The organism is Streptomyces sp. DH41, from assembly GCF_029813785.1.
GTDB lineage: Bacteria > Actinomycetota > Actinomycetes > Streptomycetales > Streptomycetaceae > Streptomyces.
This window is the reverse complement of record NZ_JARVKY010000044.1, coordinates 21882-33398: the sequence shown is the minus strand read 5'-3', so window position 1 is coordinate 33398 and position 11517 is coordinate 21882. Positions and strand designations below refer to the sequence as shown.

The 11517-nt window shown below is 66.2% G+C and carries 12 protein-coding genes and 2 pseudogenes; 5 read left to right on the top strand and 9 right to left on the bottom strand.

The window, feature by feature from the left end; genetic code table 11:
- The first annotated feature begins 328 nt into the window (after positions 1 to 328).
- Positions 329 to 1744, top strand: a complete 1416-nt coding sequence (locus QC283_RS38140) for a hypothetical protein (RefSeq protein WP_279566377.1) — start codon at positions 329 to 331, stop codon at positions 1742 to 1744.
- 193 nt (positions 1745 to 1937) lie between these two features.
- On the opposite strand, the gene QC283_RS38135 is transcribed toward QC283_RS38140, so the two are convergent.
- The 6 genes from QC283_RS38135 to QC283_RS38110 form a co-directional block, all read right to left on the bottom strand.
- Positions 1938 to 2696 carry a DUF6928 family protein gene (locus QC283_RS38135; protein ID WP_279566376.1) on the bottom strand — a complete coding sequence of 253 codons (759 nt, stop codon included), beginning with the start codon at positions 2694 to 2696 and terminating at the stop codon, positions 1938 to 1940.
- A gap of 263 nt (positions 2697 to 2959) precedes the next feature.
- A complete protein-coding gene (locus QC283_RS38130; protein WP_279566375.1) occupies positions 2960 to 3259 on the bottom strand; it encodes a hypothetical protein in 300 nt (99 codons plus the stop codon).
- Positions 3256 to 3987 (bottom strand): GntR family transcriptional regulator, encoded by a 732-nt coding sequence (locus tag QC283_RS38125; protein WP_279566378.1) that lies wholly within the window; start codon positions 3985 to 3987, stop codon positions 3256 to 3258. The genes QC283_RS38130 and QC283_RS38125 overlap by 4 nt, the downstream gene beginning before the upstream one ends.
- Positions 3988 to 3995: 8 nt before the next feature.
- Complete coding sequence (locus QC283_RS38120; RefSeq protein ID WP_279566374.1) at positions 3996 to 4220, bottom strand: hypothetical protein; 225 nt, start codon at positions 4218 to 4220, stop codon at positions 3996 to 3998.
- Between the two features lie 199 nt (positions 4221 to 4419).
- Positions 4420 to 4581, bottom strand: a complete 162-nt coding sequence (locus QC283_RS38115) for a hypothetical protein (RefSeq protein ID WP_279566373.1) — start codon at positions 4579 to 4581, stop codon at positions 4420 to 4422.
- A 160-nt stretch (positions 4582 to 4741) separates the two neighbouring features.
- Entirely contained in the window at positions 4742 to 5020 is a 279-nt protein-coding gene (locus tag QC283_RS38110; RefSeq protein WP_279566372.1) for a hypothetical protein, read from the bottom strand.
- A 79-nt stretch (positions 5021 to 5099) separates the two neighbouring features.
- Here QC283_RS38110 and QC283_RS38105 point away from each other — a divergent pair, with 79 nt between their 5' ends.
- Positions 5100 to 5909, top strand: a complete 810-nt coding sequence (locus QC283_RS38105; RefSeq protein WP_279566371.1) for a GntR family transcriptional regulator — start codon at positions 5100 to 5102, stop codon at positions 5907 to 5909.
- 205 nt (positions 5910 to 6114) lie between these two features.
- On the opposite strand, the pseudogene QC283_RS38100 reads toward QC283_RS38105, so the two are convergent.
- Positions 6115 to 6704 (bottom strand): annotated as a pseudogene (locus QC283_RS38100) (tyrosine-type recombinase/integrase); the annotation flags it as partial.
- A 56-nt stretch (positions 6705 to 6760) separates the two neighbouring features.
- Here QC283_RS38100 and QC283_RS38095 point away from each other — a divergent pair.
- Both QC283_RS38095 and QC283_RS38090 read left to right on the top strand, forming a co-directional pair.
- Positions 6761 to 7171, top strand: a pseudogene (locus QC283_RS38095) (UTRA domain-containing protein); the annotation flags it as partial.
- Positions 7146 to 7406: a cold shock domain-containing protein gene (locus QC283_RS38090; RefSeq protein WP_279566370.1), complete on the top strand. Its 261-nt coding sequence runs from the start codon at positions 7146 to 7148 to the stop codon at positions 7404 to 7406. The pseudogene QC283_RS38095 and the gene QC283_RS38090, both read left to right, overlap by 26 nt.
- A 600-nt stretch (positions 7407 to 8006) precedes the next feature.
- On the opposite strand, the gene QC283_RS38085 is transcribed toward QC283_RS38090, so the two are convergent.
- Both QC283_RS38085 and QC283_RS38080 read right to left on the bottom strand, forming a co-directional pair.
- A complete protein-coding gene (locus tag QC283_RS38085; RefSeq protein ID WP_279566369.1) occupies positions 8007 to 8669 on the bottom strand; it encodes a formylglycine-generating enzyme family protein in 663 nt (220 codons plus the stop codon).
- Between the two features lie 556 nt (positions 8670 to 9225).
- A complete protein-coding gene (locus tag QC283_RS38080) occupies positions 9226 to 9801 on the bottom strand; it encodes a CGNR zinc finger domain-containing protein (protein ID WP_279566368.1) in 576 nt (191 codons plus the stop codon).
- Positions 9802 to 9882: 81 nt separating this feature from the next.
- On the opposite strand from QC283_RS38080, the gene QC283_RS38075 reads away from it, so the two are divergent.
- Positions 9883 to 11055: an epoxide hydrolase family protein gene (locus tag QC283_RS38075; protein ID WP_279566367.1), complete on the top strand. Its 1173-nt coding sequence runs from the start codon at positions 9883 to 9885 to the stop codon at positions 11053 to 11055.
- Positions 11056 to 11517 lie beyond the last annotated feature (462 nt).

Sequence of the window (11517 nt, the reverse complement as noted above, 5' to 3'; positions counted from 1 at the left end):
GCTGGACTCGACATCCGCGAGCTACCAAGAGGCCCTTCCTTCATGCACCCGACCCGGACAACTCATCCGAATCAGGACCCCGTTCGAACCTGCCCGACCACGCGAGCGGATAGAGAACAGGCAGTTAGGCAGCCACTTTGGGGCGAGCCTCTAAGATCTTGGCCCCAACGTCGTGCTTTAACGGGCAGGTCCACAGACTGCCCGACTCGCCATCAGCTTACGGGGCCAAGATCACTCGCCCCAAAGCAGCTCCAGCCCAAAGCCGCTCCACCGACCCGTCGTTGCCACTACGATCTACCAACACAAGCACAAGCGGGTGGGGGGAAACATGACAGGTCACGACGCAGCTAACGACAGCGCCGGGGGCGATTGGCCGGACGCCGAAGAAGAAGTTTTGGAGGAGACCAGTGAAGAAGAAGGCGGAACCGTACGGTCAGATCCTGGCGCACCCACAGATCTAGAAAAGACCCTAATTCGAAAGCTTGCCAGTTACGAAATCGATTTCAAGCAGATTCAGAGATCTCGTCTTATCTTTCAGCCGAACCCGAAGTGGGACGGCAGCACGTCAGATGTAGTCCACCTGCCCCGCGATCGAGCCGCAGAACTACTTGAGCAACTGAGCGAAAAGCCACGCATCTCACCGCGGTGGGCCGGTATCGTACTCGAAGGCCAGGGGTACATCGAAGTTCTGCTACGCCCGAACACGCAAATCATGATTCGGGACCAGCTCGCTCGCTCATTCAGTAGGCTCGTCACAGACGACTTTGACACTTGCAGCAAGCATAGCGAAAGCAGTCAAAGCGCTTTCCCTACCCTCACACTCCCGCGAGCCGGAGGCACCATTGGGCAGTTTAGGCTGCACCTTGTCGACAAACGCTGCTGTATGGAGCTCTCCAGCCCATCTCCGGCCTGCCACGTTCTCGCCAATGAAGGCTTTACAGTCCGCCCCAGGTACCTCGCAAGCCTGAAGATCGATTTCGGTCGAGAGATGACCGTAGCTGAGATCGAAAACGAGGCCGAGCCGATCATCAACTCTCTCATCTACGAACTTGACGTGCGAAACAACATCAAGGCCCGTGTCGCTCGATGGCCATCGAAATCTGATCGCCGCCCCTTGCGGCGCGCTCGCCCCAACAGGGTCGTACGTTTCCCTCAAACGAAAGTCGACCCAGAAGTTTCCGTTCTCTTCGGATTTGCAGGGAGCGCGTCAGGAAACCCACCTCTGTCATTCCTCTCCTACTATCAAGTGCTAGAAAATTTCTTCCCGCTTGCGACACGTCGGAGCGCAATTCGAAAACTAGAACTGGAGCTGTCAGACCCGCGGTTCGATCGTCGCGACGACAAGTTTCTGATGCGAATTCTAACGGTCGGCGAAAATGCGGCGGCAGTATCGGAATCTATGCAGCTGAGGACTCTCCTGGAAGAATTCGTACGAGGAGCGAGCCTCGTAGAATTTTTCACTGAAAGCGACTGGGGGAAGCACTTCACGAAGCACGGGCCAATCCACGGCATTCTCGACAGCATAAATCCCGAAAATCGAAACAAGCCTCTATCGCATCAAGTTGCAGACCGGGTTTACAGAATTCGAAACCGGATTGTGCACGCCAAGGATGACCCAAAATTCGAGAGCGTTCCGGCACTGCTGCCACAAAGTGAAGAGGCTGAATCTCTATGGCCGGACATTGAGCTCGTTCGGTTCCTGGCGTTCGAGGTCATCCTAAGCGCACAAGGTAGAAGCAAGTAGACAGGCGGGCAGGCGCCAGCAGTCAGGACACGCTCATGCACGAGCGCCCTCCCGGGCCGTCCTAGGGCCGTGGAAGGGCGCTCAGCGTTGACCAACGTCGACAGCTACCGACAGCTCAGCAGCAGGTCACGGCGTTGATCGATAAGGCGGCCGCAGGTCACGGCCGCCGGTGATCAGTTGTGGCTGAGCTGAGCTACAGGCCGTCGCGTTCGATCAACGAGTCATCAGGCCCCAGCGTATCGACGCGCAGCGGCTGCATCGCTTCAACCGCCGTCCGCACCGCCGCTTCCTGCTCGTTGCGATCAGACCCGTGTGAGTCTCGTACTTGGAATCCGTACAACGCGATGGCCTCCGCATCGACATCACTGGGCTGCGAACGGCCTTCCTGGATGAAGCCGCAGAGCGCACGCAACGCTTCTTCGCCCAGGTCCAAGGGGTGAAAGGGCAGGGCATAGGGCTCTTCCTCCTCTCCGGGCCACGGGACGATGTCGGCCGGGCGGTCTCCGGCCCAGTAGGGCAGTTCGAAGGGGAGCGGTTCGCCGATGTTCTCGATGATGCCGCTTTCCGGAGACAGGCTCAGGGAGCGGACAAGGCGCCCGTCCTCCCATACGGCGAACGCCAGCCAGTCGACGACGCTGTGCATCGCGTGTAGGACGAGCCGTCGGCCGGCGCTTGCAGCCACGAGGTGTTCCGGGAGCTGGGAGGGAGCGTCGACCATCACCCTCTGGTCGCCAATGACATCCACGCCCGGCCAGCTGGCCGCGTACGTCCTTCCCTTCGGGGGGTAGACACCGTCCCAGAGATTCGAGCCCCCGCACTCCTCAATCTTCCAGCCCGGGTAGAGCCGCCTCATCATGGCGGTCGTCCGGTCCAGGTCTGCCGCGTCCACTTGCCGCAGCAACTCCGGCACGTCGCCGTCGGCGTACACCAGCAGTCCCGTCTTGGCTCCCAAGGCCCCTCCCAGAGCGATGCCGTCGATGGCGAACGCACCATAGCCGCACACACTGACAACAGAGGCGACTCAGCCCAGCTGCCAGGTTGGGCCGTCCCTGGGCCGTCCGAGGCCACCCGACACCGACCGACAAAGACAGAAGCCCACGGCATCCGAACTGGTCAGAGCCGTGGGCTTCTTCAGTCCCGATGGTCAGCGGGGCCGGTGATCAGTAGACGGGCCTGTGAGTGTCGCCGCAGGCAGCGCCCGTGACGACGCCTCCCTCAGGAGTGGGGTTCGCTCACCGCCAGGAGGTGACCGCGGCTGGTTGCTACACGGAGCACGTCTCGTAGGGCTCCGGTCAGTTCGGTCAGCATGAGCCGCAGGTCATCGGGGTCAGCGTCCTGGTCGCCGAGGACTCCCGAGGCCCGTTCCAGAAGATCGGTTGCCGTCCCGAGCTGTACTGCTTCGATGTTGTCCGCCAGGCGGGACATGTAGCCGCCGCTGCCATCGGTGCTCAGATAGCAAGGCTTGCCGTCCGGTCCCGACCACGGGAGGAGTCGCAGTTCGCTCTGCGGCGTCATCTTTGCGCCTGCCTTTCGTCGATCACGTGGTGGGTGCTGAAGACGGCGTCGACACGATCACCCGGGAACACGAGCAGCGCCGCTTCAACGACTCGCCCGAGCGTGTCTGCCGCAACTCGGGTGATTGCGAGGACAGCCACGGCTGTGCTGATCCGCAGGGTTGACGCCTCATCCGGTGTGGGGAGCCGAGCGGACACCGTCTCGCGGACTTCGGCCGGCGGCGGATCCGGCACAAAGAAGCCGGCCTCCACCCACGTTCCTGAGGGCCGGTCCCCGAATGCCGTGGTCGGCGTCAGATCTTGCGGTACGTAGATGCGGGCCAGGCTGTGCGGGGACGCCCCCTCGTAGCTGAGGTGAAGGAACTCGGTCAGTGGGCTTCCGTCAGCGACTCTCAGCAGCGCTGTCAGGTGCCCTCGTGCGTTGATCGGGGTAGTGCGAACCGTGACGCGCAGATTCGCGTCTGCGGCGGTCCGAGGATCCAGCGTTCCCCATCCGCCGACGTACGTGATCTTGCGCAGTGGTCGGCGGACGAAGTTTCCCTTGCCGTGGATCTTCTCGACGAGGCCTTCTCCCTGGAGGACCGCGAGAGCACTCCGGAGTGTCGCCGTGCTGACCTTGTACCGGTCGGCCAGAGCAGTCTCAGACGGAAGCCGATCGCCGGGTCCGAGGCGCCCGGTCGTGATCTGGCGCCTCAGGTCGTCGGCGACGACGAGGCGACGCGACGTCATGGGTTCCGTCACCGCCTTCTCACCATTCTCACAGCGAGGAGTCGGGTCCGTCCGTTGATGGTCAGCAGTTCTCCCGACTCGAAGAGAAGTTGCTTGGCGCCTTGGGGGAGTTGGAAGAGGTCGCTCACTCGGCATGCCTGTCCGCCGACTTGGATGATGTCGCCCCGCAGAACGGTGGCGGCGGTGATCTCGATGTTGGATGCGAGCGCGCCGCCGGGGGCCCAGTTGCTCACCGCTTCACCGCCGGTCGTGAGGAGTGGTCCGGCGCCGAGTGGCAGGGGCAGTCGCACGTCTCGTAGATCACCGGCAGGTCGGTCGGCGCCAAGGCCGGTGAGGCGTCCGCACAGGTGGCGTGGGTGCCAATCCGGCATGCGATCGACCGGTAGGCAGTAGCCGAGGTTTCCGAGATGCGGGGGCAGCGGCGAGAAGGCATCAGCGGACCCCCGCCACGGCCGACCACGCCTCAGCCGACAGGCGCGGCGCCACGATCACCGAACGCTGCCGTGCATGCTCCTCCCAGGCCAGCACGTACGGGCGGACGAGCGCGTTCTCCTCGCCCACGAGCAGGTGAAGGCGGTCAGCGGTGTCCGGCATCCATTCCGGGCCTGCCGGCGGTCCAGCGGCGAGCGCGGGAGGCGTCGCTACGGTCGTCCGGGACGGCGTTAAGGCGCGGCGGTGCCTGCCCCTGGGGAAGTACCGCGCCCTGGTGAGCGAGACGGCACGGCGGATACGGTTGAGCACGCTGCTCAGCTCCTTATAGCTGGTAGCTCGGTCCCCCGACATGGCCCGTCGTGGGGACCGCTTTGTGTACGACCGCCCAGAGGATGCGGCCGTTCAAGCTGGTGGCGTGAAGCCCGAATCGGTCGGCCTCAGCCACCGCTTCCAGGACCTCCCGCCAGGACTCGGCGGAGAGCGATTCCGGCACCTCCGCCTCGACCGACGTGCACCGGTCGCGCTCCTCCACGCGTGTGGTGAGCCCGACCGCCGATAACCGGGCAGCGATGGCTTCCGCGCTCACTCGCGAAGCGGGCACAGGGGAGCCTCCGTCACTCGGCGATCACTTTGAGTGAAGCTAGTTAACTAGATTAGAGCTAGTGGACTAGATTTTCCATATGCCTGAGCAGCCGCCCTACCTCCGCATCGCCGACGAACTGCGGCGGCGGATCGCGGAGCACGTGTGGGAGCCGGGAGACCGCCTGCCCTCCCGCGCCCAGATCGGCCAGGAGTACAGCGTCGGCGACAACGTGGTGCGCCGGGCACAGGAGCTGCTGATCTCCCAAGGTGTGCTGGAGGGTCGCGCGGGTTCCGGCACCTACGTCGCCGAGCCACGGCAACGCGTACGGGTGGTCCGGTCGTCGGCGCGCGAGCAGCCCAGCGGCTCCCCGTTCCGGGCGGACATGAAGGCCGTGGGCAGACAGGGCGACTGGGAGAGCCGGACCGAGGCCAAGGTTCCGGCACCGGCGGAGATCGCCACGCGCCTCGGTATCGCCGAGGGTGAGCTGTGCGTGCGGACGGCGTACGAGTTCCTCGCCGACGGCCGGCCGGTGCAGCTGTCGACGAGCTGGGAGCCGTACGACCTCACCGGCGGCACGCTCGTTGTCCTCCCCGAGGGAGGGCCGCACGCGGGGGCAGGGGTCGTGAACCGCATGGCGGAGATCGGCATCACCGTCAGCCACGCCGTGGAGCAGCCGGAGCCGAGGCAGGCGACCGCCGAGGAGGCCTCACTCCTGGGCGTCCAGAAGGGCGCGCTCGTCACGCACATCCGACGGACGTACTACAGCGACCAGGGGCGGCCCGTAGAGACCGCGGACATCTTGGTGCCCGCCGCACTCTGCGAGATCGTCTACGAGATTCCGATCAGTCGTCAGCCGCGCACCACAAGCGCACCAGACGGAGCGGGAAACAGCGGGGAACCACGGTGAAAGCCGCCGAGGCCGACGAGGCGACACCCGCACCGTTCGCGCAGGTCAGCACCCAAACTGGTCTCGAATGATCGCAGCTTCCCAAGCTGAGAGTGCGAGTTCGATTCTCGTCACCCGCTCCATGCGAAACCCCCAGGTCATCGACCCGGGGGTTCTTTATTGTCCAGACCAGTGAGCTGGTGCCGCACGGCCGGTCGGTGTGGTGCTTCGCACGTTCGGCGCGCACGAGCTCGTCGAGCCCGGCGGCGACCTCCCGTTGCCGGTCGTCGTCGGAGTGCTGGTAGATCAGCGCCGCCTCTCGGAGGACTGGCCGGCACACCATCGTGTCTCGGAGGGTGACGCCCGAGTGGGTGGACAGAGTGTGTCCGGTGTGGCGAAGGTCGTAGAAGCGGAAGCCGTCCGGAAGGCTAGCGACCTCACGAACCCGCCGCCACTTCCGCCCGAACGTCGTCCGCCGGAAGGCCGCACCCTTCTCCCCCACGAAGACCAACCCGTCCGGACCCTTCTCGGCGAACCAGTCGAGGTGTCGCTTCACCTCCTTCCGGAGGAAGGGCGAGAGGACGACCATGCGAGCACCCGCGTCGGACTTGGTCGGCCCGGGGGCCCACTTGCCGTTGGTCCGCTCCGGCTCGGCGACCCGCACGCGGACCACGAGGTTGTCGACGTCGACGTCCCTACGGCAGAGGCCGGCCAGCTCCGCTCCTCCGGCCGCATCGGACCGTAAGCGCCGAGGTAGACCATGAGCCGCCAGCGGATGCCGATCGCGTCGGCGAGCTCGTCGACTTGGGCGACGGTGGTCCGAGGTCCGCCTCGGCCTGGGAGACCGCACTCGGCAAGAAGGGGCCTTGGCCGAAGCGATGGTGCCGGCTCCGGCACCATCGCAGCTCGCCTGGAGATCACCGAGGCGGACTACTGCGTACGCACGTTGTACGAGTACTTGGCCGACGGCAAGCCCGTTCTCGTGTCCACGAGTTGGGAGCCATACAGCATCGCGTCCGGCACGCTGGCGGTCCTGCCGGAGCCACCCCGTGGAGCAGCCGGAGCCGAGGCAGGTGACCACCGAGGAGGCCTCGTTGCTCGGCGTCCAGAAGGGTGCGCTTGTTACGCACACCCGGCGGAGGTACTACAGCGACGACGGTCGGCCCGTGGAGACAGCGGACATCATGATGCCCGCGGCTCACTGCGAGATCGTCTACGAGACCCCGATCAACCGGGAAAGCACGGAGGGAGAGGCCGATGGGTCGCCGCCGAGGGACGCCTAGGGACACCGCGGTCGTGACCGCGACGGTGCGTGAGTGGAGCGAGGAGGAGGGCTGGGGTGTCCTCGACTCGCCCGAGACTCCCGGAGGGTGCTTCGGCCACTTCTCCGACATTCAGGCGCCCGGCTTCCGCACGCTGTCACCAGGGCAGCAGGTCGATCTCACCTGGGAAGCGCCCGGTTTCAAGCAGGACGGGTACGACTACCGGGCGGTGAGCATCGTTCCCCGCTCCGTCTGACATCCACGGTTGACATCAACGAGGCCGGACGGCGGCATACGACAGCAGCCTCGGACGGGCCGTCGGACCAGGTGATGGCCGCACCAGGAGCGGGCGTAGATCGAACTTTTAAAGCGGGTATCGCCGGTTCAAGGTCTGCCGAGGGCACCGGGCGGGACGGACCGGGCAGACGATGGTCCGCGCCGTCTTGACGGCAGCATTTGGCTCCAGTCGCCTACCGTGCCGACTGGCCGAGTCAGCGCGTGGGCTTCGTGACGTGCCCCAGCGCGACGATCCCGATTCGGACCACGAGTAGCGACGGCGAGCCGAGATTCCAGCTCACCAGCATGAGCAGGGCTCCCGCTCCCCACAGCCTCGGTTGCCGCACCAGCCGAGGGAGCCACTGCCCCGGCATACGGCCAAGAAGCAAGGCGTGCACTCCCAGGACTGCCCACGCGATGGCCGCCATGACCATCGCCAGCCCAGCGATCAAGAACAACATCCCCACCCCTTGGGCTGTCCCCGTCTCGTCGGCAGTTTCTCAGACGGCCGGAACAGGCGGCGTCGCTGTGCTGGAGCCCCAGGGCGCGCTCTCCCCGGGTCGAGTCCGCCGACTTGCCGCTAGTGGGTTGGCACGGGTGCGACCGGGCGGACCGCAGTGAAGTCCTGGAGCTCGTAGCGGGTGGCGGAGAGCAACAGCAGCCACTCGTCGCAACCCTGCCACGGAGAGAGGTCGCCGCCGCCTCCCCGCACCACCCGCGGTCCATCCCCGGTGCGCGGGCGTGCGTCCGCGGGCGCGTCCGTGAAATGGGGAATCCACACGTCGGCGCAGATTTCATTCGCCGACCCCATCGCCGCCAGCCCGAAGGCGTTCTCGGCCGCGGCGGTGCACTCTTCGTCGGCGAAGTCGTCCAGCACCTGATCCTCGTCCGGCCTCCCGTTTCCGCGGAAGGTGAGAGTCGTCGTGCCTGCCCGGGCGGCGTACTCCCACTCCACCTCACTGGGCACCCGGAAGGGCAACGCCCCGAGCAGATCGTCCAGGTCGTCCTCGATCCGGGCCGTGCCCGAATCCGATTCGGTGAAGCTGTCCTCGTACTCGGGCAGCCAGTGCCGTACTTGCGTCACCGTGAGCGGATGCCGAGCGATAAGGAACGGCTCGACCCGCACTTCCCGCACCGGCCGGGCCCGGTCAGCGCCGGTGAAGAACGCGTCGAGGTCGTCATCGGCGCCGTCGGCCCGCTCGATGGCACGGACCGCGTCCAGTTCCGCGTCGGACGGGCCCATCCGGAACGTCCCACCGGGAACAGCCCGGAAGACCACTCCGGAAGGGGTGTGCCGCCATGCCGGTCGGCCGGCCACGATCTCTTGAGCCCACATGGTGCCGGACGCTAGCAGCCGGGCATCCCGGCTGAAGGAGGGGATCAGGGAGGGTGCATGGACAACCGGTCGCCTCCTGGTCGCCGAGGAGACGTATCGCGACTCCCTTAACGTCTCTTACTTCCGAGGGCTTGCCGCGACGTCCCCGCACCGCCCAGCAGCCCGGTGCCGGCGGACACACCCCCGCGCCCGTTCGCGCCTGCAGCCAAGTCGCAGTTGTCGGCACGGGCAGCAGAACGTTCGCATGGCTGATGAGAGGGACAGTCACGGGCCGAGTTCCGCGCGGGACGCCGGGCGAGCGAGCACAGTACGGCTGTGGCTCGCCCCTGGGACCTGTCGCCAGACAGGCACCGGCCCTCCCAGCACCTCGCGAAGAGCTGAGCGCCTGGACGGCCGGCCGGGTCCTCGTCGAGGTCGAGCTCCCCGGCCCTCCTACCCGACGCTGATGGTGCGGGCCGCTTCATCACTCCGTCGGTCTTGGGGTACTGCGCTGTTTGGCATTGAAGCGTGCCTTCTTCTGGCGATTCCCGCACGTGTTCATCTCACACCATTTGCGGGTGCGACTTTGACTGGTGTCGAAGAAGGCGGCCTGGCAGGTCGGTGACGCGCACAAGGCCAGTTTTCCGTCTCGTTCGCCTGCGATGACGCTGATCGCGTCGGCGGCGATCACGCTGAGGGCGTCTTCCACGCGGGCAGCCGAGCCGAGTCGCCATTCACGATTTCCCTCGGGCGTCAGCACAGCGGCGGCCCGCCCCTGAACGCTGCGGTCGTTGATGACTTGGACAGCGGACGCGGGGAGAGGTTCCTGGATCGCGGCCGCTGTCGCGGCGGCGTGGATCGACTCCCTCAGGGCTCGCGCGAGGTCGAGTTGCGCGGGGGTGCAGGACTCCACGGCCAGGCCGTTCACCGCCAGCCAGTCGACGAGTCGCCGCGGCGTGGGAATGCGCTCCACAGCGTCGCCGCGACGTTCCGTCAGAGTCGCCGTGAAGCTGGTCGCCAGCACGTTACCGAGACGGAAGTCAGGAACCTCACCATGCATGGAACCACCTTAGCTGGTTGCCCGTCAGGGCAGAGGGTGCTAGAACCGCCTTAGACGGTTCCGTGATGCCCAGGAGGTCCCATGCCCCGCCCAACCAGCGACGTGCGAGCATTCGAAGCCCACGCGACTGACGCCGACCTCGACGATCTGCGCGCGCGACTGGCCGCGGCGCGGCTGCCGGAAGCCGAGACGGTCCGTCGCGCCGCGTCCGGCTCTCGCCGATGGGAACAGGGCGTTCCTCTCGCCGACCTCGTCGAGGTCGTGAACTACTGGCGCACTGGGTACAACTGGCGGTCGTTCGAGGAGCGCCTCGACCGGATCGGCCAGTTCCGTACGGTCATTGACGGTCTGGGGATCCATTTCCTGCACCGCCGGTCCACGCGCGCGGACGCCACTCCTCTGATCTTGACGCACGGCTGGCCCGGCAGCATCGCCGAGTTCATCGACGTGGTGGAGGAACTGGCGGATCCGGGAGACGCGGACGCGCCGGCGTTCCACGTCGTGGTCCCGTCGCTGCCAGGGTTTGGTTACAGCGACAAGCCGGCCACCACCGGATGGGGGACGGAAAGGATCGCGGCCGCCTGGGTGGAACTGATGGGAAGGCTCGGCTACAGAAAGTTCGTGGCCCACGGCGGTGACTGGGGAGGCAATATCACCACGGTTCTCGCCGGCAGGTTCCCGGCGCACGTCCTCGGCATCCACACATTGTTCGCGGAGGCGCCGCCCGGGTTGACAACGGACGGGCTGACAGCGGTCGAGCGCGAGTGGACCGAGGAAACCCGGGATTTCTGGAGCCACCGCGCGGCGTACGCGAAGCAGCAGGCGACCCGGCCGCAGACCATCGGCTACTCGCTCGTCGACTCGCCGGTCGGGCTTCTTGCCTGGATCCTTGACAAGTTCGCCGAGTGGTCGGACACGGAAGACAGCCCGTTCGAGACGATTTCCAGAGACAGGATTCTCGACGACGTCACCCTGTACTGGCTGACTCGGACCGGCGCATCGGCGGCCCGCATCTACTACGAGAGCCACAATTCACTGGACCCGGAGCTCCGGGTCGACGTCCCGTCGGCAATCACTATGTATCCCCGCGACATCGAGAAGTGTCCGCGCCCCTGGGCACAGGAGCGGTACCGGCAGATCGTCCGATGGGAGTCGCCTGACAACGGGGGCCATTTTCCGTCGCTGGAGGTTCCCCGGTATTTCGTCAAGGACCTGCGAGAGGGCCTCGCGGCAGTGCTGGCCGCCCATGCGTGAACGCGGCTCGGTGAACCGGCGCTTGGTCACCGCCTGATCCGGCTCCAGGCGTCGTCCGACGGCTTCCGGGCGATCTGCCATCGGCTCGCCTCCTCGCCAAGGGCCGTCCCGGCCCGGACTCCTCGCTCGTTACCGGCCGGTGGTCGCGCGGTCGCGTACTCCGCGGCGCCGTCATCGCCGCCGGCCATCGCGGGCCACCGCGGTCCACCGCCGACCCGCGTACCGAAGCATCCGGACGACCCGCCGTCTCCTGGCGCTCATGCTCAGCGATCCCCTGAGCCGTCCCAGCCGTGGACCATTCCATTCCGGCTTCCCAGGGCAGTCCCATTCCACCAGGTCAGGGCCGGTTCACGCATCCCAGCGTCCCGCGATCGCCGAGGGGACGGCGGATGGGACGCCGCATGGCCCAGGCTTGGGTCATCCAGGCACGGCGCCTCGCCGGGCTCGGTGATCAGCTCCACT

What these genes read in the sequence shown, in the direction of transcription:
- QC283_RS38140 (WP_279566377.1), top strand. Translation starts at nt 329, where the DNA reads ATGACAGGTCACGACGCAGCTAACGACAGCGCCGGGGGCGATTGGCCG.
- QC283_RS38130 (WP_279566375.1), bottom strand. Translation starts at nt 3,259, where the DNA reads ATGACGCCGCAGAGCGAACTGCGACTCCTCCCGTGGTCGGGACCGGAC.
- QC283_RS38125 (WP_279566378.1), bottom strand. Translation starts at nt 3,987, where the DNA reads ATGACGTCGCGTCGCCTCGTCGTCGCCGACGACCTGAGGCGCCAGATC.
- QC283_RS38115 (WP_279566373.1), bottom strand. Translation starts at nt 4,581, where the DNA reads ATGCCGGACACCGCTGACCGCCTTCACCTGCTCGTGGGCGAGGAGAAC.
- QC283_RS38105 (WP_279566371.1), top strand. Translation starts at nt 5,100, where the DNA reads ATGCCTGAGCAGCCGCCCTACCTCCGCATCGCCGACGAACTGCGGCGG.
- QC283_RS38090 (WP_279566370.1), top strand. Translation starts at nt 7,146, where the DNA reads ATGGGTCGCCGCCGAGGGACGCCTAGGGACACCGCGGTCGTGACCGCG.
- QC283_RS38085 (WP_279566369.1), bottom strand. Translation starts at nt 8,669, where the DNA reads ATGGGCCCGTCCGACGCGGAACTGGACGCGGTCCGTGCCATCGAGCGG.
- QC283_RS38080 (WP_279566368.1), bottom strand. Translation starts at nt 9,801, where the DNA reads ATGCATGGTGAGGTTCCTGACTTCCGTCTCGGTAACGTGCTGGCGACC.
- QC283_RS38075 (WP_279566367.1), top strand. Translation starts at nt 9,883, where the DNA reads ATGCCCCGCCCAACCAGCGACGTGCGAGCATTCGAAGCCCACGCGACT.